We start from the raw sequence: 21,033 nt of genomic DNA, 5'->3' as shown, positions 1-21,033 counted from the left end.
GGGAGACGGAACAGAACACTTTGAATGTTTGCAACCAGATCAGACAGTTGCCGCGGGAACTTCCAGTTGCGCAGTAGAAATATTGCGTTATAGTACGGCCTGATGCGGGAAGAGTCTCTTTCCCGCGGGGGATTGTCAACGCAGCGGCTCGGGGCACTGATGGCCAATTTGCAATCGCTGTTCGGCAAGCGCAGCCAGCAACTCGTCGGACTGGACATCAGTTCCAGCTCGGTCAAGCTGCTGGAGCTGTCGCGCAAGGGTGCCCGCTTCAACGTCGAGGCCTATGCGGTGGAGCCGCTGCCGCCCGCGGCCCTGTCCGACAAGCAGATCGCCGATCCCAAGGCGCTCGGCGAGACCATCGCCCGTGCGCTCAGCCGCGCCGGCACCCGCACCCGCCAGGCCGCGATCGCCGTGTCCGGCGCCTCGGTGATCACCAAGATCGTCGAGATGCCCAAGACGCTGTCCGGCGACGACATGGAAGAGCAGATCAAGGCCGAGGCGGACCAGTACATCCCCTATCCGATCGACGAGGTCAGCCTCGACTTCGAGGTGCTCGGTCCGAGTCCGAAGAACAGCGAGATGGTCGAGGTCGTGCTCGCCGCGTGCCGCCGCGAGCAGGTCGAGCAGCTGTGCGCGGCCGTCGAACTGGCCGGCCTCAAGCCGACGGTGGTCGATGTCGAGTCCTACGCGCTGGAAAACGCCTGCCAGTTCCTGCAGCACCAGATGCCGGACGGCGGCCGTCAGAAGGCCATCGCGGTGGTCGATGTCGGCGCGGCGGTCACGTCGATGATGATCCTGTTCGACGGCAAGACCATCTACACGCGCGACCAGAACTTCGGCGGTCGCCAGCTCACCGAGGACATCATGCGCACCTACGGCATGTCCTTCGAGGAGGCGACCAAGGCGAAGAAGAGCGGCTCGCTGCCGGAGAACTACGCCACCGACGTGCTCGCGCACTTCGTCGCCGACATGGCGCAGCAGATCGACCGTGCGTTGCAGTTCTTCTTCTCTGCGGTCACCCAGTACAGCACGATCGACCAGATCATCCTCGCCGGCGGCTGCGCGCAGATTCCCGGGGTCGATGTCAGTATCCAGGAACGCCTGCAGATTCCGACGGTCGTCGCCAAGCCCTTCGCGCAGATGAGCATCGCCTCGCGCGCCAAGCCGGCGAACCTCGCGCAGGACGAGGCTTCGCTGCTGGTCGCCTGCGGGCTGGCCTACCGCGCCTTCGACGAGGAAAAAGCATGAGTTTCCGGAGCGCGCAGGGAGGGATGCCATGACCATCCACATCAACCTGCTCGACTGGCGCAAGGAACGCCGGGAACGGCGCAAGAAGGAATTCATCGCCACCCTCGGCCTGGCGGTGGCCATCGCCGGCGGCATCGTCGCCGCGGGCTGGATGCTGGTCGATGGCGAGCTGCAGTACCAGCAGGCGCGCAACGAGTTCCTCCGCGTCCAGATCAAGGAGATGGACAAGAAGATCAAGGAGATCGAGGAACTGGAGAAGGTGCGCGCCAATCTGCTCGCGCGCATGCGCGTGATCGAGCAGCTGCAGGCCAGCCGCACCGCGTCCGTGCACTTCTTCGACGAACTGGTCAACACGCTGCCCGATGGTGTCAGCCTGACCGGCTTCAAGCAGCAGGGCAACAAGGTCACGATCGACGGCATCGCCGAGTCGAACGGTCGGGTATCGACTTACATGAAGAATCTCGACGCCTCGCCCTGGTTCTCCGATCCGCGCCTGATCGTCATCAAGACCGGCGAGAAGGACCGCCTGCGCAAGGGCGAATTCCAGCTGGTGGTCAACCGGCTGACCAAGCCTCAGGAACGCAAGGCGCAGGACACCGCGACCGAGGGTCAGTCCGAAGACGGGGTGATCGAATGAACGTCCAGGAGATCATCCAGCAGCTCAACACGCTGGACATGCAGAATCCGGGCGCGTGGCCCGGCTGGGTGCGCACCGCCGCGGCGGTGCTGCTGGGCGTCATCCTCGTCGGTGCCGGCGGCTGGTTCCTCGTCAATCCGGTGTACGAACAGATCCAGGCCGAGCGCGTCACCGAACAGAACCTGCGCGCCGATTTCGAGGCCAAGCAGAAGAAGGTCGCCGCGCTGGACGCCTATCGCGCCCAGCTCGCCGAGATGGAGCAGTCCTTCGGCGCGATGCTCAAGCAGCTGCCGAGCAAGGCGGAGGTCGCCAACCTGCTCAACGACATCTCGCAGGCGCGCGTCGCCGCCAGCCTCGAAGAGGAGCTGTTCCAGCCGCAGAGCGAGATGCCCAAGGACTTCTATGCGGCGATTCCCAACAAGATCATCGTGCTCGGCAGCTATCACGAGATGGGCAGCTTCGTCGGCGCGGTCGCAGCGCTGCCGCGCATCGTCACCATCGAGGACGCCGAGGTCCGTTCGACCGGCGGCAAGGGCAAGACCGCGGCGACCCAGCTGCGCATGACCGCGCAGGTCATGACGTATCGCTATCTCGACGACAGCGAGATCGCGGCCAGCAAGCCGGCAGCCAAGGGCAAGGGAGGCAAGAAATGAGCGCCCTGACGCGCGCCATCGCCGTCGCCGCCACCGCGCTGCTGCTCGCCGGCTGCAGCGGTGACATGTCCGATCTGGAGCAGTACGTCGCCGAGGTCAAGGCGCGCAAGTCGACCAAGATCGAGCCGATTCCACAGATCAAGCAGTACGAAGCGTTCGCCTACGTGCCCGGCGGGCGGCGCGATCCGTTCATCGAAGTGCGGCCGGCGGAGCGCGAGACGGCCGCCAGCGGACCGAAGCCAGACCTGAACCGCAACCGCGAGCCGCTGGAGGAGTTCCCGCTCGATGCGCTGCGCATGCTGGGCACGATCAGCACGCCCGAAGGGGTCTTCGCGCTGATCCGCGCGCCGGACAACGTGATCCACCGAGTCACGCTGAAGAATTACATGGGGCAGAACTACGGACAGATCGTTGCCATTTCCGGCACCGAAGTGCGCTTGCAGGAGCTGGTCCCCGATGGCTTCGGTGGCTGGACCCAGCGCGGTGCCATCCTGGCGCTGTCCGATCGATGACCCAGCCGCAAAGGCTCCAGGGAGTTTTCGCAATGCACACGCTCATGGCCGCAATTCGACATCGACTCTGGTGGGGCCTGGCGCTCACCGCCGCTTCGCTGGCCGTCCACGCCCAGGACGCCGCGCGTACCCTCACCGCCGTGGACTTCGTCGCGCTCGGCAGCGGTCGCGTGCAGATGACTCTGACCCTGTCCGAGCCCGCGCCGCAGCCGGCGGTGTTCACGGTGGACAAGCCGGCGCGCATCTCGCTCGACTTCCCCGACACGCGCATGGGCCTGGGCGAACGCTACCAGCGCGTCAACGTCGGCAATGTCCGCGCCGTCGCCAGCGCCGAGGCGCGCGGGCGCACGCGCGTCGTCGTCGAGCTCGCCGAAACCGCGCCTTACAAGCTCAACGTGGACGGCAACAAGGTGGTGCTGCAGATCGACGGCGGCGCGCCGGCCGCAGCGGCCGCCGCGCTGGCACCGCCCGGACGCAGCACGGGCAGCATCAACGGCATCGATTTCCGTCGCGGCGAGAAGGGCGAGGGGCGGGTGATCGTCCGCCTGAGCGATCCCAAGGCGGTCGTCGATGTGCGCGAGGAAGCCGGCAGGGTCGTCGCCGTGTTCCGTGACACGGCGGTCGGCAGCGAGCTGTCCAAGCGCCTCGACGTGCTCGATTTCGCCACGCCGGTGAAGTTCGTCGATGTGCGGGCGGACGGGCCCAACAGCCTGATCGCGATCACGCCGGTGTCCGGCATCGAGTTCGAGCAGTCCGCCTACCAGTCGGGCGACCTGTTCACGCTGGAGCTGCAGCCACTGACGCCTGCGGAGGTCGCCGAGAAGCAGAAGCAGCAGCCGCAGTTCACCGGCGAGCGCATCAGCCTGTCGTTCCAGAACGTCGATGTGCGCTCGCTGCTGCAGATCATCGCCGACGTCGCCGGCACCAACATGGTCATCAGCGACTCGGTCAAGGGCCAGATCGCGATGCGACTCGAAAACGTGCCCTGGGACCAGGCGCTGGACATCATCCTGCGCACCAAGGGACTGGGCATGCGCCAGCAGGGCAACGTGATGCTGGTCGCGCCGGTCGAGGAGATCGCCGCGCGCGAGCGCGTCGAGTTGGAGGCGCAGAAGCAGAAGACCGAGCTGGCGCCCCTGCGGTCGGAGATCATCCAGGTCAACTACGCCAAGGCCAGCGACATGAAGGCGCTGCTCGTCAGCGGCGACAATTCCCTGCTCTCCGAGCGTGGAAGGGTCTCGGTCGACGACCGCACCAACACCCTGCTGGTGCTGGAAACCCGCGACAAGCTCGACGAGATCCGCGATCTGGTCGCGCGTCTGGACATCCCGGTGCGCCAGGTCCTGATCGAGTCGCGCATCGTCATCGCCAACGACGACTTCGCCCGCGAGCTCGGGACCCGTTTCGGCGTCAGCACGATCGGCACGGTCGGCAACAACACGGTTGGGCAGTCTGGCACTAATTTGGGCTCGCGCACTGTTACAGGAACATTAGCAGGCGGCTCAACTGCAGCTACTCCATTTTTGGTTGATAGTTACCTAGTTAACCTGCCGGCGCTTGGCGCTCCGTCGATTGCATGGACGATTCTCGGGAAAGATTTCCTGATCGATCTCGAACTGAGCGCGCTGCAGTCGGAAGGCCGCGGCGAACTGATCTCGACCCCGCGCGTGGTCACCGCCAATGGCAAGGAGGCGGTGATCGAGCAGGGCCGCGAGATCCCGTACCAGACGTCGAGCGGCAATCAGGGCACGCAGACCCAGTTCAAGAAGGCGGTGCTGTCGCTGACGGTGACGCCGCAGATCACGCCCGACAACCGCGTCGTCATGGATCTGGCGGTCACCAACGACTCCCAGGGCGAGAACGTCAACACCGGCCTCGGCAGTGCGCCGGCGATCGACACGCGCAAGCTCAACACCCAGGTGCTGATCAAGAGCGGCGAGACCGTCGTGCTCGGCGGCGTGTTCCAGGAGGAGAGCCAGCGCTCTTCGGCCAAGGTGCCGCTGCTCGGCGATGTGCCGCTGCTGGGGGCTCTGTTCAAGAACACCCGCACGTCGCAGAACAAGCGCGAGCTGCTGATCTTCGTTACGCCGCGCGTGCTGCAGGAGGGTCTCGCGGTCAAGTAGCACCGCACCGCGCCTTGGCGGGTGAGGCGCCGTCGCGTTCGACGGCGCTTCTACAATAGCGGTGTGAGCACGCATCCCAACATCTTCCTGGTCGGGCCGATGGGCGCCGGCAAGACCACGATCGGCCGCCGCCTCGCCGAGCTGCGCGGCCTGGAGTTCGTGGACTCGGACCACGAGATCGAGCAGCGCACCGGTGTCGATATCCCCTTCATCTTCGAGAAGGAGGGCGAAGCCGGCTTCCGCAGGCGCGAGAAACAGGTGATCGCCGACCTGACGATGCGCTCCGGCATCGTGCTGGCCACCGGTGGCGGCGCGATCCTCGACCCGGACAACCGCCAGGCGCTCGCCGCACGCGGCGTCGTCGTCTATCTGCAGGCCAGCGTCGATCAGCAACTGCTGCGCACCGCGCGCGCCGACAATCGCCCGTTGCTGCAGCAGGCCAGCGACCGGCGCGCCACGCTCGAACAGCTGTTCCGCATCCGCGACCCGCTGTACCGCGAGATCGCCGACATCGTCGTCGCCACCGATCACCGCAGCACCAAGTCGGTCGTGCGTGAGATCGAGGACGCGCTGGATCAGGGGCGCAGCGGCTAAACTGCGCGCCTGTCCGTCGTCCGTCCGCCTCATGCAAACCCTCGACGTCGCTCTCGGCGACCGCAGCTATCCGATCCATATCGGCGCCGGCCTGCTCGGCGACCCGCGATCGTGGGCGGCGCTGCGCGGCCGTGCGCTGCGCCTGGTCACGGATAGCCACGTCGCCGCCCACTACCTCGATCCCGTCGTCCGCGTCCTCGGCCTGCAGACCGCCGCGGTCCGCGTCATTCCGGCCGGCGAGCCGCAGAAGAATCTGCAGCAGGTCGAGGCGCTTCTCGACTGGCTGCTGGAGACGCGCCTGCCGCGCGACGGCTGCCTGATCGCCCTGGGCGGCGGCGTCATCGGCGATCTGGTCGGTTTCTGCGCGGCGATCTACCAGCGCGGCATCGACTTCGTGCAGGTGCCGACGACCCTGCTGGCGCAGGTGGACTCGTCCGTCGGTGGCAAGACCGGCGTGAATCATCCGCGCGGCAAGAACATGATCGGCGCCTTCCATCAGCCGCGTCTGGTGCTGGCCGACACCGATACCTTGCGCAGCCTGCCCAGGCGCGAACTGCTCGCCGGCCTGGCCGAGGTCATCAAGTACGGCATGCTCGGCGATCGCGGCTTCCTCGGCTGGATCGACGCGCATCTGGACCGTCTGCTCGCACTCGAACCCGAAGCGATCGCACATGCGATCCGCCGCAGCTGCGAGATGAAGGCAGAGATCGTCGCACGCGACGAGCGCGAGGGCGGTCCGCGCGCGCTGCTCAATCTCGGCCACACCTTCGCGCACGCCATCGAAACCCACGCCGGCTATGGCGAATGGCTGCATGGCGAGGCCGTCGCCACCGGCCTGTGCATGGCCGCCGACCTGTCGGCGCGGCTGGGCTGGATCGGCCACGACGATGCGCAGTCCTGCATTGCGCTGATCGAGCGCTGCGGCCTGCCGGTGCGGCCGCCGGCCGGCATGAGTCCGGACGATTTCGTGCGCAACATGGCGCTCGACAAGAAAGTCGCCGGCGGCAGGTTGCGCCTGGTGCTGCTGCGTGCGCTCGGCGAAGCCGTCGTGACCGGCGATTTCGACCCGGCGAAGCTCGCCGAGACGCTGGATCATTTTTGCAGCGCGTCTCACGTCTCACACCTCGCGTCTCGCCAGCAATGACGCTCGCGCCCTACGCCGCCGACGACCGGCATTCGCGGGGGCGCCGCCATCCCGAAGCCTCGCCCGGACATCGCAGCGAGTACCAGCGCGACCGCGACCGCATCATCCACTCCGGCGCGTTCCGGCGGCTCGAATACAAGACCCAGGTCTTCGTCAACCACGAGGGCGACCTGTTCCGCACGCGGTTGACGCACTCGATCGAGGTCGCGCAGATCGCGCGCACGATGGCGCGCACGCTCGCGCTCAACGAAGACCTGTGCGAGGCCGTATCGTTGGCGCACGACCTCGGCCACACGCCTTTCGGCCACGCCGGCCAGGATGCGCTCAATGCCTGCATGAAGCCCTACGGCGGCTTCGAGCACAACGCGCAGTCCCTGCGCGTGGTCGATGAGCTGGAGGACAAGTACGCCGAGTTCCGCGGCCTGAACCTGATGTTCGACACGCGCGAGGGCATCCTCAAGCACTGCTCGGTCGCGCGTGCCCGCACGCTCGGCGATGTCGGTGAACGCTTTTTGCAGCGCACCCAGCCGAGCCTGGAGGCGCAGCTGGCCAACCGTGCCGACGAGATCGCCTACAACAACCACGACATCGACGACGGCCTGCGCGCGCGCCTGCTGACCATCGAGCAGCTGCGCGAGGTGCCGCTGTTCCGCCGCCACCACGATCTCGTGGTGCAGCGCTACGGCGCGATCAGTCCCAAGCAGCAGCGCCACGAGACCACGCGCCGCATCATCAACACGCTGGTGGTCGATCTCACCGAGTCCTCGCGCAAGGCGCTCGCCGATGCCGGCGTGGCCACGATCGACGAAGTGCGTGGCATGCACGCGCCGCTGATCTGCTTCAGTGCGCAAGTGCAGGCCGAGAACGAGGCGCTCAAACGCTTCCTGCGCGAACACCTCTACAGCCACCCGCAGGTCTACCGGATCATGGTCAAGGCCAAGCGCGTCGTCACCGAACTGTTCGACGCCTTCTTCGCCGACCCGCGCCTGATGCCGCCCGATTTCTCCGACGCCGCGCGGCGCATGGAAGCCAGCGACGGCGAAACCGGACGCGCCCGCGCCATCGCCGACTACATCGCCGGCATGACCGACCGCTATGCGCTCGACGAGTACGAGCGCCTGTTCGATCCACGCCGGCTCAGATAACGACACTGCTTCTTTTGAATCCCGCGGCCAAGGATGGCCGCGTGTTGTACAGGACGTACCTACGGTCGGAACCAGTCTTCGACTTTTACGCCGCTTGCTCCCGCATAGGTCGCCGGGCTGCGCGTGACCAGCGTCAGTTCGCGCACCGCGGCGATCGCCGCCTGCTGGCCCTCGACCTCGCTCCAGGCGCGCCCCTGCCGCGTGCGGCGCGGCGTCTCGCGCGCCAGCCAGATCGCGGCCTCCAGATCGAACGGGGCCACCGCCGGACCGCTGCGCAGCAGTTCGTGCACGAATCCCGCGAGCTGGGTGCGGCGCGCGCCGTCGGGGAGCGTCTCGACGCCGCGCAGCAGCACATAGGCGATCGGCGCAGCGATCGCGCAGACCTGCTGGTGCTGCAGGAAGCGGGTGAGCACCAGCCGGTTGCCAGCCGGCCGAGTCAGCTCGGCCAGCACCGGCAGGTCGAGCAGGTAGCGCGCGCGCGCCATCAGGTTTCGCCCGCCCAGCGCTCGAGCTCGTCGGCGCTGATGCCTTCGAAAGTGGGGCCCGCGCGCGCGCGCCACGTGCTCAGCCACTGGCCGAAATCCGGTGCCGGACCGGCGCTGCGCAGGCGCTCGTACTCGGCCTCGGCGAGCAGCACCGCGACCGGCCGGCCGCGGCGGCTGATGGTCACCGGATGGCCCCCCTCGACCTCGCGCAGCAGCTCGGTCAGGCTGTCCTTGGCTTCCGCTACCGAGACTGATTTCATTCCTGCTCGCGCATAATGGCCATTTAGATGGCCATTTTATACGAATGTAACTTGTTGACTCAATTTATGTAATTCGGCCAGTGCGCGGCAAGACGAATCCTGATTTGCGCGCACCGATGCGGGCGCAAGACACTGTGCGCCCGCCCCTGCCGGGCGGATGCCGCCGCGCGCCATGCGCGCCTTGAGGAGCACGTCGATGTTCGACCGCGTACACCCCAACCAGAGCCTTGGCCTTTACAGGCCAGAGTTTGAGAAAGACAGCTGCGGTTTCGGCCTGATCGCCCACATGGACGACCAGCCGAGCCACAAGCTGGTGCAGACCGCCGTGACCGCGCTGCACCGCATGACCCACCGCGGCGCCGTCGCCGCCGACGGCAAGACCGGCGACGGCTGCGGCCTGTTGATGAAGAAGCCGGATGCCTTCCTGCGCCGCGAGGCCGCGAAACTCGGCTTCGATCTGGGTGACGGGCAAAGCAACTACTGCGCCGGCAACATCTTCTTCGCGCAGGACGCCAAGCGGCGCGCACGCGCCAAGGCCGTGCTCAAGGAGAGCCTCGAACTGCACGGCCTGACCCTGGCCGGCTTCCGCGAAGTGCCGACCGACCGCTCGGCGCTCGGCGAGGAAGCACTCAAGTCGCTGCCGGTGATCGAGCAGGCGTTCATCACCGCGCCCAGGGGCATGCACAAGTTCGCGTTCGAGCTGAAGCTGTTCAAGGCCCGTCGCCGCGCCGAGAAGATCATCGACAACGAGGGCGATCACGACTTCTACGTCACGCACCTGTCCTGTCGCGTGATCGTCTACAAGGGCCTGGTGATGCCGGAGTTCCTGCCGGTGTTCTACCCGGACCTCGCCGACCCCGCGCTGGAATCGTCGATGTGCGTGTTCCACCAGCGCTTCTCGACCAACACGCTGCCGCGCTGGAACCTGTGCCACCCGTTCCGCTACCTCGCGCACAACGGCGAGATCAACACGATCTCCGGCAACCGCAAGTGGGCGCTGGCGCGGGCCAAGAAGTTCCAGTGCGCCGATCTGCCGGACATCGACGAGATCGCACCATTGGTGAGCATGCACGGCTCGGACTCGCAGTCGCTCGACAACATGCTCGAAGTGCTGCTCGCCGGCGGCATGGACATCTTTGCCGCGCTGCGCGCGCTGATCCCGCCCGCCTGGCAGAACGTCGAGGATCTCGATTCCGACGTGCGTGCGTTCTACGAGTACAACTCGGTCAACATGGAGCCCTGGGACGGCCCCGCCGGCGTCGTCCTCACCGACGGCCGCTACGCGGCCTGCACGCTCGACCGCAACGGCCTGCGGCCGGCGCGCTACGTCATCACCGCGGACCGCCAGATCGTGCTGGCCTCGGAGATCGGCGTGCATGACTTCCGCCCGCAGGATGTCGTCGAGAAGGGCCGCCTGCGTCCGGGCGAGATTCTCGCCGTCGATACCGAGACCGGTGCGCTGCTGCGTCCCGAGGACATCGACCGCATGCTCGCCAGCCGCAAGCCGTACAAGCAGTGGCTGAAGTCGAACATGAAGCGCCTGGAGGCGCGCCTGTCCGACGACCCGAGCTCGCTGGAAGTGATGCCGCCGGACATGGTGGCGACCTATCACAAGATGTTCCAGCTCACCTTCGAGGAGCGCGACCAGGTGCTGCGCCCGCTGTCCGAGTCTGGCCAGGAAGCGGTCGGCTCGATGGGCGACGACACGCCGTTCGCGGTGCTGTCGGACAAGGTGCGCTCGGTCTACGACTACTTCCGACAGATGTTCGCGCAGGTGACCAACCCGCCGATCGACCCGCTGCGCGAGCAGATCGTGATGTCGCTGGAATGCCAGCTCGGCGCCGAGAAGGGCATGTTCGAGGAGACGCCGGAGCGCGCCGCGCGCCTGCTGATCGACTCGCCGATCCTGTCGGAAGCCAAGTTCAAGCGCCTGCTCGCGATCGGCAACGACGATCCGGCCTACGCGCATCACATCATCGACCTCAACTATTCGCCCCATGCGGGCGAACCCGAGGTCGGCCTGAAGGCCGCGGTCGAGCATGTCTGCGACGAGGCCGTGGCGGCGGTGAAGTCCGGCAAGGTGGTGCTGGTGCTGTCGGATCGCGCGATCGAGCGCGGCAAGCTGCCGATCCACGCGCTGCTCGCGGTCGGTGCGGTCAACAATCGCCTGGTCCGCGAGGGCCTGCGCTGCGACTGCAACATCGCCGTCGAGACCGCGACCGCGCGCGACCCGCACCACTTCGCCTGCCTGATCGGCTACGGCGCGTCGGTGATCTATCCCTATCTCGCCTACGCGACGCTCTACGAGATGGCGCGCGCGGGACAGGTCAAGAACAAGCCGGCCGAACAGCTCGCGCAGTCGTACCGCAAGGGCATCAACAAGGGCCTGTACAAGATCATCTCGAAGATGGGCATCGCGACGATCTCCTCGTACCGCGGCGCGCAGCTGTTCGAGATCGTCGGCCTGCACGACGAAGTGGTCGATCTGTGTTTCGAAGGCACGGTCTCGCGCATCGGCGGCGCGCGCTTCGCACAGCTGCAGGACGAGCAGGAGCGCCTGGCCGACGTCGCCTGGAGCGCGCGCAAGCCGATCGAGCAGGGCGGCCTGTACAAGTACGTGCATGGCGGCGAATACCACGCCTACAACCCGGACGTGATCGGCACGCTGCAGAAGGCGGTGAAATCCGGTCGTTACGAGGACTACAAGCACTTCGCGAGCTTCGTCAACGAACGGCCGGTGGCGACGATCCGCGACCTGTTCAAGCTCAGGACCGGCAACGCGATTTCCGTCGATGAGGTCGAGCCGGTCGAATCGATCCTCAAGCGCTTCGACTCCGCCGGCATGTCGCTGGGCGCGCTCTCGCCCGAGGCGCACGAGGCGCTGGCGATCGCGATGAACCGCCTCGGCGGCCGCTCGAACTCCGGCGAAGGCGGCGAGGACCCGGCGCGCTACGGCACCGAGAAGATGTCGAAGATCAAGCAGGTCGCGTCCGGCCGCTTCGGCGTCACGCCGGCCTACCTGGTCAACGCCGAAGTGCTGCAGATCAAGATCGCGCAGGGCGCCAAGCCCGGCGAAGGCGGCCAGCTGCCCGGCGACAAGGTCAACGAGCAGATCGCGAAGCTGCGCTATGCCCGCCCCGGCGTCGCGCTGATCTCGCCGCCGCCGCACCACGACATCTACTCGATCGAGGACCTCGCGCAGCTGATCTTCGACTTGAAGCAGGTCAATCCGCAGGCACTGGTCTCGGTCAAGCTGGTCTCCGGTCCCGGTGTCGGCACCATCGCGGCGGGCGTCGCCAAGGCCTACGCCGACCTGATCACGATCTCCGGCTACGACGGCGGCACCGGCGCGAGCCCGCTGACCTCGGTCAAGTACGCCGGCACGCCCTGGGAACTGGGCCTGTCGGAGACGCACCAGACGCTGCGTATGAACAACCTGCGCGACAAGGTGCGCGTGCAGACCGACGGCGGCCTCAAGACCGGCCTCGACGTGGTCAAGGCCGCGATCCTCGGCGCCGAGTCCTTCGGCTTCGGTACCGCGCCGATGGTCGCGCTGGGCTGCAAGTACCTGCGCATCTGCCATCTGAACAACTGCGCGACCGGCGTCGCGACGCAGAACGCGACGCTGCGCCTCGAGCATTTCATCGGCCTGCCGGAAATGGTGATGAACTATTTCCGCTTCGTCGCGCAGGAGACGCGCGAGTGGCTCGCGGCGCTGGGCGTGCGCTCGATCGCCGAGCTGATCGGCCGCACCGACCTGCTCGAGATCGACCAGGCCGAGAACGCCAAGACGCAGAACCTCGACCTGCAGCCGATCCTCGAATCGGCCGGCATGGTGCTGCCGAGCGCGCAGTACTGCATGTTCAACAACGAGCCATTCGACAAGGGCGAGCTCGCCGAGGCGATGCTGCACGACTGCCTGCCGGCGATCGAGCACAAGACCGGCGGCATCTTCCATTACACCGTGCAGAACCGGCACCGCTCGATCGGCGCACGCCTGTCCGGCGAGATCGCGCGCCGCCACGGCAACCTGGGCATGTCCGACAAGCCGATCACGATCAAGCTCAAGGGCACCGCCGGCCAGTCGCTGGGCGTGTGGAACGCCGGCGGCCTGAACCTCGAACTCGAAGGCGATGCCAACGACTACGTCGGCAAGGGCATGGCCGGCGGCCGCATCATCGTCAAGCCACCCAAGGGCGTGCGCTACGAGACGCGCGAGGCGGCGATCATCGGCAACACCTGCCTGTATGGCGCCACCGGCGGCACGCTGTACGCGGTCGGCATGGCCGGCGAGCGCTTCGCGGTGCGCAACTCGGGCGCGCATGCGGTGGTCGAGGGCTGCGGTGATCACGGCTGCGAATACATGACCGGCGGTGTCGTCGTCGTGCTCGGTCGCACCGGCGTCAACTTCGGCGCGGGCATGACCGGCGGCTTCGCCTACGTGCTCGACGAGAAGCGCAGCTTCGTCGATCGCTACAACCACGAGCTGATCGACATCCATCGCGTCGTCTCCGAGTCGATGGAAGCGCACGAGCATTACCTGCGCAGCGTCGTCGCCGAGTACGCCGCCGCGACCGGCTCGAAGTGGGCGCAGGCGATCCTGTCGGACTGGGCGGATTTCGTCGGCAAGTTCTGGCTGGTCAAGCCCAAGGCGGCGGAGATCGGCACCTTGATCGACTCCGTGCGCGCAGCGGCATAAGGAAGGAAAGTCATGGGTGCAAAGAACGTCAACCAGTTTCTCGACCTGCCGCGCCAGGACCCGGTGAAGTCGCCGGTGGAACAGCGCGTGCACGACTTCCGCGAGATCTACGGCCAGTTCCAGCCGGACCAGGCCAAGGCGCAGGCTGGCCGTTGCCTCGCCTGCGGCAATCCGTACTGCGAGTGGAAGTGCCCGGTGCACAACTTCATCCCGAACTGGCTCAAGCTGGTCGAGGAAGGCAATCTGTTCGCTGCCGCCGAACTGTCGCATCGCACGAACTCGCTGCCGGAGATCTGCGGCCGCATCTGCCCGCAGGACCGCCTGTGCGAAGGCGCGTGCACGCTGGAGGACGGCTTCGGCGCGGTGACCATCGGCTCGATCGAGAAGTACATCACCGACGAGGCGCTCAAGCAGGGCTGGCGCCCGGACATGTCGAAGGTCAAGTGGACCAAGAAGAAGGTCGCGATCGTCGGCGCCGGCCCGGCCGGGCTGGGCTGCGCGGACGTGCTCGCACGCAACGGCGTCAAGCCGATCGTGTTCGACAAGTACAACGAGATCGGTGGCCTGCTGACCTACGGCATCCCGCCGTTCAAGCTCGAGAAGGACGTCGTCAAGACGCGCCGCAAGATCCTCGAAGGCATGGGCGTCGAATTCCGCCTGAACACCGAGATCGGCAAGGACATCGCCTTCGAGAAGCTGCTCAAGGACTACGACGCGGTGTTCCTCGGCATGGGCACCTACACCTACATGAAGGGCGGCTTCCCCGGCGAGGACCTGCCCGGCGTGTTCGAGGCGCTGCCGTTCCTGATCGCCAACATCAACCGCCAGCTCGGCCAGGGCACGAACGCCGACATGGCCTATGACGTCAAGGGCGAGCGCGTCGTCGTGCTCGGCGGTGGCGACACCGCGATGGACTGCAACCGCACCTCGATCCGCCAGAATGCCGAGAGCGTGACCTGCGCGTATCGCCGCGACGAGGCCAACATGCCCGGCTCGAAGCGCGAAGTCGCCAACGCGAAGGAAGAAGGCGTCGAGTTCCTGTGGAACCGCCAGCCGGTGGAGATCGTCGGCAAGGACAAGGTCGAGGGCGTCAAGCTGGTGACGACGCAGCTCGGCAAGTCCGACGCGCGTGGCCGCCGCAAGCCGGAAGTCGTGCCCGGTTCCGAGGAGATCATCCCCGCGGACCGCGTGATCATCGCCTTCGGCTTCCGTCCGAGCCCCGCACCGTGGTTCGCCGAGCACGGCCTCAAGCTGCACGAGGACGGCCGCATGAAGGTCAACGGCGAGGTGCTGGCCAAGCACAAGTTCCAGACCTCGAATCCGAAGGTCTTCGCCGGCGGCGACATGGTCCGTGGTTCGGACCTGGTCGTCACCGCCGTGTTCGAAGGCCGCGAGGCCGCCGAGGGCATCCTCGACTACCTGGACGTGTAAGCCTGTACCGCCGTGGCGGAAGTCACTTTCTTTGACGCCCTCGGCGGCGAGTCGGGTGTGCGTGCACTGGTCGATGCCTTCTACGACCGCATGGACGCAGCGCCGGCCTATGCCGGCCTGCGCGCGCTGCACCCCGCCGACCTGTCCGGTTCGCGCGACAAGCTCCACTGGTTCCTGTGCGGCTGGAGCGGCGGTCCGCAGCACTACGTCGAGCGCTTCGGCCATCCGCGCCTGCGCGCGCGGCATCTGCCGTTCGCGATCGGTGAATCCGAACGCGACCAGTGGCTGGCCTGCATGGCCGATGCGATGCGCACCCGCGCGCTGGCGCCGGACCTGATGCAGGCGCTGCTGCAGGCACTGGTGCCCGTTGCCGACTGGATGCGCAACCAGCCGGGCTGAGACACACTGTGCGCATGCGCGCACTGACGTCCCTGATCCTGCTCGCCCTCGCTAGCGCCTGTGGCGCCAAGCCGTCGGCGTCGGCCGCGACGGTCGATGCCAGGGCGATCGAGGTGGTCGAAGTCGCGCGCGGCCTCGAAAATCCCTGGGGGCTTGCGTTTCTGCCGGACGGGCGCCTGCTGGTCACCGAGCGGCCCGGGCGCATGCGCATCGTCAGCGCCGACGGCGCGCTGTCGGCGCCGCTGGCGAACGTGCCGACGGTGTACGCGCGCGGCCAGGGCGGGTTGCTCGATGTCGTCCTGGCCCCGGATTTCGCGGCTTCGCGCAGGATCTACTTCTGCTATGCGGAACCGCGCGCCGACAAGAACGGCACCGCCGTCGCCCATGCACGGCTCGGCGAGGCCGCACTGGAATCGGTGACGGTGATCTTCCGGCAGCGACCGGACTGGGACAGCAGCCACCACTTCGGCTGCCGTCTCGCCTTCGACCGCGACGGCCTGCTCTACGTGACGCTCGGCGAACGCGCCTCTGCCCGTGAGCTGGCGCAGGATCCCGGCACCCACCTGGGCAAGGTGATCCGCATCCGCGCCGACGGCTCGGTGCCGGACGACAATCCGTTCGTGCAGCGCAGCGGCGCGCGCCCGGAAGTCTGGTCCTACGGCCATCGCAACCCGCAGGGCGCGGCGATCCATCCGCAGACCGGCGAGCTGTGGATCCACGAGCACGGCCCGCGCGGCGGCGACGAGATCAACATCGCGCGGCGCGGCCGCAACTACGGCTGGCCGGTGATCACCCACGGCCGCGAATACTCGGGCCTCGCGGTCGGCGACGGTCTGACCGAGGCGCCGGGCATGGAGCAGCCATTGTACTGGTGGGTGCCGTCGATCGCGCCCAGCGGCATGGCCTTCTATACCGCCGGCCGTTTCCCGGCCTGGCGCGGCAGCCTGTTCGTCGGCTCGCTCAAGTTCGGCCAGCTCGTCCGCCTGGAACTCGATGACGAGCGCGTGCTGCGCGAGGAACGCCTGCTCGGTGAGCGCAAGCAGCGCATCCGCGACGTGCGCCAGGGACCGGACGGCTATCTCTATCTGCTCACCGACGAAGCCGACGGCGCCATCCTGCGCGTCGGACTGTCCGCCTCCCCATCGCCATGAACGATCTGCAACTGAGTCCCGAAGAAGCGCGCGTCGTCGCCGTCCTCGTCGAGAAGTCGATCACGACGCCGCAGTACTACCCGATGACGGTGAACGCGATCACCGCGGCGGCCAACCAGAAAACCTCGCGCCAGCCGGTGATGAACCTGACCGAAGGCGAAGTCGGCAGCACGCTCAACCGGCTGGAGGAGCTCAAGCTGGTCGTGCGCGACAGCTTCTCCGCCCGCGCGCAGAAGTGGCGCCAGCAGTTCCAGCACCAGCTGCTGCTCAAGCCGCCGACGCAGGCCGTGCTGGTGACGCTGATGCTGCGCGGTCCGCAGACCGCCGCCGAACTGCGCGCCAACGCCGCCGCGCTCGGCGGACCGGGCGACGCCGCCGCGCTCAGTGCCGCGCTTGCCGATCTCGCCGACCGCGCGCAGCCGCTGGTGGTCGAACTTCCGCGCGCGCCCGGACAGGCCGCGACGCGCTGGGCGCACACGCTGTGCGGCGCACCGGATGCGGCGACATCGCAGCAGGTTGAAACGCCACGCCCCGCGGCGTCACCGGCGGGCGTAACGGAACTGATGCAACGCATCCAGGCGCTGGAGGCGCGGGTCAGTGAACTGGAGCGGCAGCTCGGGGTCGTCGCGGAAACACCGCTGGCCGACTGAGCGTCGCTCTGCCGTATGATGCGCGGCCCTGCGCCGTCCCCTGCCGCACGTGTTTGATTCCGCCGCCGCCCGCCGCCGTCTCGATGCTCTGCGCGAGCAGTTGCTGGCACGCGATGCGCGGCGTTTCGATCGGCTGCTGAGCCGCGCCGATCCGCGTCGCTTCGACGGCGCGCGCTACGAGCGCGATCTGCAGCACGCGCTGCTGCGCGGCGAGAACCGGCGCCGGCTGTTGCCGCAGCAGCTCGACTATCCGTCCGAGCTGCCGGTCGTGCAGGCGCGCGAGGAGCTGCTGCGCGCGATCCGCGAACACCAGGTGGTCGTCGTCTGCGGCGAGACCGGGTCCGGCAAGACCACGCAGCTGCCCAAGCTGTGTCTGGAACTGGGCCGCGGCGCGCGCGGACTGATCGGCCACACGCAACCGCGTCGCCTGGCGGCGCGCAGCGTTGCCAACCGCATCGCCTCGGAGCTGCACACGAAGCTGGGCGAGGGCGTCGGCTACGAGACGCGCTTCGACCGTCGCGTCTCCGAGCAGAGCCTCGTCAAGCTGATGACCGATGGCATCCTGCTCGCCGAGCTGGGCCGCGACCATCTGCTGACCAGCTACGACACGATCATCATCGACGAGGCGCACGAACGCAGCCTCAACATCGACTTCCTGCTCGGCTGGCTCAAGCGCATCCTGCCGCAGCGCCCGGACCTGAAACTGATCGTCACCTCGGCGACGCTCGACCCGGAGCGCCTGTCGCGCCACTTCGACGATGCGCCGATTCTCGAAGTCTCCGGCCGCACCTACCCGGTGGAGACGCGCTACCGGCCGGTGGGCGAGGACGCCGACATCGAGGACGCGATCGCCGGTGCGGTGGACGAGCTGTGGGGCCGCTCGACCAGCGGTGACATCCTCGTCTTCCTGCCCGGCGAGCGCGAGATCCGGGACGCCGCGCGCGTGCTGACCGGGCGCTTTCCGCGCGCCGAAGTGCTGCCGCTGTACTCGCGCCTGGCGGCGCAGGCGCAGGACCAGGTGTTCACGCGCGCGACCAAGCCACGCATCGTGCTGGCGACCAACGTCGCCGAGACTTCGCTGACCGTGCCGGGCATCCGCTACGTGATCGATACCGGCAATGCGCGTCTCAACCGCTACGCGCCGCGCACCGGCGTGCAGCAGTTGCAGATCGAACCCGTGTCTCAGGCCGCGGCGAACCAGCGCACGGGACGTTGCGGACGCCTGGGGCCGGGCATCTGCATCCGCCTCTACGCCGAGGACGACTTCGCCGCACGGCCGGCCTTCACCGATCCGGAGATCAAGCGCGCCAACCTGGCCGGCGTGATCCTGCAGATGGCGGCGCTGGGGTTGGGCCATGTCGATGAGTTTCCGTGGGTCGATCCACCGGAAGGTCGCCACGTCGCCGAGGCCTACCGCGTGCTGCAGACGCTCGGCGCCTTCGACGAAAGCGGCCAGCTGACGCCGCTGGGCCGCGAGCTGGCGCGCCTGCCGCTCGATCCGCGCATCGCGCGCATCGCGCTCGCCGGGTGCGGCACGCCGGTGGAGACCGAAGTCTTCGTGCTCGCCGCGGCGCTGTCGGTGCAGGACCCGCACGAGGTCCCTGCCGAAGCACAGGACGCGGCACGGCAGAAGCATGCGGCGTGGCGGCACCGGCGCTCGGATTTCCTGTCGCTGCTGCTGCTCTGGCAGCGCTGGCGCGACTGGAGCAAGGACTCGTCCAACCGCCAGCTGCGGCGCCTGTGTCACGACCACTTCGTCTCGTTCCTGCGCATGGAGGAATGGGAGGCGGTGGCGAAGCAGATCTTCGATTTGCTCGGGAATCGGGAATCGGGAATCTGGAATCGGAAAGGCGACGTCGAAACGTGGACGGTCGAATCCCTGGAAGGCCTGTATGCGCCGATTCATCAGGCGCTGCTCGCCGGCCTGATCGACCACATCGGCCAGAAGATTCCGGAACAGCCGGAGTATCAGGGGCCCAAGGGCCGGCGCTTCCGCCTGCACCCCGGCTCGGCGCTGGCGAAGAAGGCGCCGGCCTGGGTGATGAGCGCGCAGCTCGCGCAGACCTCGCGCCTGTTCGCGCGCACCAACGCGGCGATCGAGCCGGAGTGGCTGGAGCAGGTCGGCGGACACCTGATCAAGCGCGCGCTGCTGCATCCCGAATGGAATCCGGAACGCGGCGAGGTCAGCGCCACCGAGCACCTGAGCCTGCTCGGCCTGCCGCTGGTCAGCCGCCCGCGCCACTACGGCTCGACGCATCCACGCGAGGCGCGCGAGATCTTCATCCGCGAGGCGCTGATCGGCGGCCGCATCCCGAAGAAACCGGCCTTCCTCGAACACAACTTCGCGGTGATCGCGGCGATCCGCGACAAGGAAGCACGCCTGCGCCGTCCCGACCTGCTCGCCGACGATGCGCAACTCTTCGCCTGGTACGACGCGCGCCTGCCGCAGGACGTCTGCACGACGGCGGGTCTGCGACGCTTGCTCAAGGATTCGCGCCTCACGTCCCACGTCTCACGTCTCACGATGCAGGAAGCCGACGCCCTGCGACCCGGCGCGAAGGCGGACGTGTCCGACCTGTTTCCGGATCATCTCGACTTCGGCGAGGTGCGCGTCGGCCTGTCCTATCACCACGATCCGGGCGCCGAGCACGACGGCGTGACCTTCCACATCCCGCTCGCCCACGCGCACGCGCTGCCGCAGGACGCCTTCGACTGGCTGGTGCCGGGCCTGCGCGTCGCGCTGATCGAGGCGCTGATCCGCACGCTGCCGAACCGTCTGCGGCGCGCGTTCACGCCGGCTGCGGAGTTCGCCAGCGCCGCCGCCGCGCGGCTCGATCCGCCGCAGGGCGAACTGCTGCCGGCCTTGTGCGGCGCGCTCAAGGCGATGACCGGCGCCGACGTGACGCCGGCCGACTTCGATGTGGAGCGCATCGACGTGCATCTGAAGCCGCGCTTCCAGCTCGAAGACGAGCGCGGCCAGGTGCTCGGCGTCGGCGATTCGCTGGCAGCGCTGCAGCAGCGCTACAGCGGCGCCGCGCGGCGCGCGCTCAACAGCGCGGCGGCCGGCGACGAGATGCTCAGGCGCTGGAGCCGCGAGAACCTGACCGACTGGGACTTCGACGACCTGCCCGAGCACCTGCGACTCCCCGGCGGCGGATACGCGTTCCCCGCGCTGGTGATCCAGGACGGCCGCATCGACCTGCGCCTGTTCGAGTCGGCCGAGGCCGCCGCAGTGGCGCATCGCCACGGCGTGCGCGCACTGCTGCTGGCGCGCATGCCGGACCGCATGCGCGACCTGGCCAAGTCGGTGCGTGGCAAGCTCGGCCAGCTGGCACCGGCCTTCGCGCTCGATCTCGACACGACAACCCGGCAGCTGGCGCAGCGCAGCGTGGAGGCGACGATGCTCGACGGTGCGCTGCGCACGCGCGCCGGATTCCAGGCGGCGCTGGAAAAGCGCGGCGCGTTCTCGATGGACGCGCAGCAACGCCTCGACGACATGCTGCGCTGGCTGACCAAGGCGCGCGAGCTGCGCGCGCGCATCCACGCCGCCGGCGACCGCTGGCCGGCTTCGCTCGCCGATCTGCGCAATCAGCTCGACAGCCTGTTCGCGCCCGGCTTCGTCGCCGCGATTCCGGACGCGCAGTGGCCGCGCATCGCGCTGTACCTGCGCGCGATGGACGTGCGCCTGGAGCGGCTGGCCAACAAACCCGCGCGCGACGAGGATCTGACGCAACAGGTCGCGCCGCTCGTCGGCGCGCTGCCGGGGCCCTTCCATGCCGCGCGCTGGCTGCTGGAGGAGTGGCGCATCGCCTTGTTTGCGCAGGAATTGCGCGCTCAGTCCGCGCCATCGGCGGCGCGCATCCGCGCGCTGATCGCCGGCGCCTGAAACCGTCCGCGCACTT

Annotated in this window: 16 protein-coding genes; 14 read left to right on the top strand and 2 right to left on the bottom strand. The window is 67.8% G+C overall.

Translation table 11 applies throughout. The features are described from left to right. Positions 1 to 168 precede the first annotated feature (168 nt). The 8 genes from AAG565_RS14305 to AAG565_RS14270 all read left to right on the top strand — a co-directional run bounded on the left by AAG565_RS14305 (position 169) and on the right by AAG565_RS14270 (position 8,056). Positions 169 to 1,248 (top strand): pilus assembly protein PilM, encoded by a 1,080-nt coding sequence (locus tag AAG565_RS14305; protein ID WP_348820321.1) that lies wholly within the window; start codon positions 169 to 171, stop codon positions 1,246 to 1,248. A gap of 28 nt (positions 1,249 to 1,276) precedes the next feature. Continuing rightward, the gene (locus AAG565_RS14300; protein ID WP_348820315.1) at positions 1,277 to 1,885 is read left to right on the top strand and encodes a PilN domain-containing protein; all 609 of its coding nucleotides are present in this window, start codon (positions 1,277 to 1,279) and stop codon (positions 1,883 to 1,885) included. Further along, positions 1,882 to 2,538, top strand: coding sequence for a type 4a pilus biogenesis protein PilO (locus AAG565_RS14295; RefSeq protein WP_348820314.1), 657 nt, complete (start codon positions 1,882 to 1,884; stop codon positions 2,536 to 2,538). The genes AAG565_RS14300 and AAG565_RS14295 overlap by 4 nt, the downstream gene beginning before the upstream one ends. Next, positions 2,535 to 3,050 carry a pilus assembly protein PilP gene (locus tag AAG565_RS14290; protein WP_348820313.1) on the top strand — a complete coding sequence of 172 codons (516 nt, stop codon included), beginning with the start codon at positions 2,535 to 2,537 and terminating at the stop codon, positions 3,048 to 3,050. The genes AAG565_RS14295 and AAG565_RS14290 overlap by 4 nt, the downstream gene beginning before the upstream one ends. Positions 3,051 to 3,094: 44 nt before the next feature. After that, positions 3,095 to 5,173 carry a type IV pilus secretin PilQ gene (locus AAG565_RS14285; protein WP_348820312.1) on the top strand — a complete coding sequence of 693 codons (2,079 nt, stop codon included), beginning with the start codon at positions 3,095 to 3,097 and terminating at the stop codon, positions 5,171 to 5,173. A gap of 63 nt (positions 5,174 to 5,236) precedes the next feature. Then, positions 5,237 to 5,767, top strand: a complete 531-nt coding sequence (gene aroK, locus AAG565_RS14280) for a shikimate kinase AroK (RefSeq protein WP_348820311.1) — start codon at positions 5,237 to 5,239, stop codon at positions 5,765 to 5,767. Between the two features lie 31 nt (positions 5,768 to 5,798). Beyond that, positions 5,799 to 6,911: a 3-dehydroquinate synthase gene (gene aroB, locus AAG565_RS14275; RefSeq protein ID WP_348820310.1), complete on the top strand. Its 1,113-nt coding sequence runs from the start codon at positions 5,799 to 5,801 to the stop codon at positions 6,909 to 6,911. After that, positions 6,908 to 8,056 (top strand): deoxyguanosinetriphosphate triphosphohydrolase, encoded by a 1,149-nt coding sequence (locus tag AAG565_RS14270; RefSeq protein WP_348820308.1) that lies wholly within the window; start codon positions 6,908 to 6,910, stop codon positions 8,054 to 8,056. Before aroB ends, AAG565_RS14270 begins: the two co-directional genes overlap by 4 nt. Before the next feature lie 59 nt (positions 8,057 to 8,115). Here the strand turns inward: AAG565_RS14270 and AAG565_RS14265 are convergent, their stop codons facing one another. After that, positions 8,116 to 8,541, bottom strand: a complete 426-nt coding sequence (locus tag AAG565_RS14265) for a hypothetical protein (protein ID WP_348820307.1) — start codon at positions 8,539 to 8,541, stop codon at positions 8,116 to 8,118. Continuing rightward, entirely contained in the window at positions 8,541 to 8,801 is a 261-nt protein-coding gene (locus tag AAG565_RS14260; protein WP_348820306.1) for a type II toxin-antitoxin system Phd/YefM family antitoxin, read from the bottom strand. Before AAG565_RS14260 ends, AAG565_RS14265 begins: the two co-directional genes overlap by 1 nt. Positions 8,802 to 8,997: 196 nt before the next feature. Here AAG565_RS14260 and gltB point away from each other — a divergent pair, with 196 nt between their 5' ends. From gltB to hrpA, 6 genes are read left to right on the top strand one after another with little or no spacing between them, the layout of a single operon-like run. After that, the gene (gene gltB, locus AAG565_RS14255; protein ID WP_348820305.1) at positions 8,998 to 13,500 is read left to right on the top strand and encodes a glutamate synthase large subunit; all 4,503 of its coding nucleotides are present in this window, start codon (positions 8,998 to 9,000) and stop codon (positions 13,498 to 13,500) included. A gap of 12 nt (positions 13,501 to 13,512) precedes the next feature. Continuing rightward, positions 13,513 to 14,931, top strand: a complete 1,419-nt coding sequence (locus AAG565_RS14250) for an FAD-dependent oxidoreductase (RefSeq protein ID WP_348820304.1) — start codon at positions 13,513 to 13,515, stop codon at positions 14,929 to 14,931. A 12-nt stretch (positions 14,932 to 14,943) separates the two neighbouring features. Beyond that, the gene (locus tag AAG565_RS14245) at positions 14,944 to 15,330 is read left to right on the top strand and encodes a group II truncated hemoglobin (protein WP_348820303.1); all 387 of its coding nucleotides are present in this window, start codon (positions 14,944 to 14,946) and stop codon (positions 15,328 to 15,330) included. 14 nt (positions 15,331 to 15,344) lie between these two features. Further along, positions 15,345 to 16,481 carry a PQQ-dependent sugar dehydrogenase gene (locus AAG565_RS14240; protein WP_348820302.1) on the top strand — a complete coding sequence of 379 codons (1,137 nt, stop codon included), beginning with the start codon at positions 15,345 to 15,347 and terminating at the stop codon, positions 16,479 to 16,481. Next, positions 16,478 to 17,131, top strand: a complete 654-nt coding sequence (locus tag AAG565_RS14235; protein WP_348820301.1) for a DUF480 domain-containing protein — start codon at positions 16,478 to 16,480, stop codon at positions 17,129 to 17,131. The genes AAG565_RS14240 and AAG565_RS14235 overlap by 4 nt, the downstream gene beginning before the upstream one ends. Before the next feature lie 49 nt (positions 17,132 to 17,180). Further along, positions 17,181 to 21,017 carry an ATP-dependent RNA helicase HrpA gene (gene hrpA, locus AAG565_RS14230; protein WP_348820300.1) on the top strand — a complete coding sequence of 1,279 codons (3,837 nt, stop codon included), beginning with the start codon at positions 17,181 to 17,183 and terminating at the stop codon, positions 21,015 to 21,017. Positions 21,018 to 21,033: the final 16 nt, after the last annotated feature.

The sequence above is a fragment of the Fontimonas sp. SYSU GA230001 genome, assembly GCF_040066175.1.
In the GTDB taxonomy this organism is placed as follows: Bacteria; Pseudomonadota; Gammaproteobacteria; order Nevskiales; family Nevskiaceae; genus Solimonas.
Note: the sequence above shows the minus strand (reverse complement) of the source record. Positions and strands in the feature narration are given on the sequence as shown.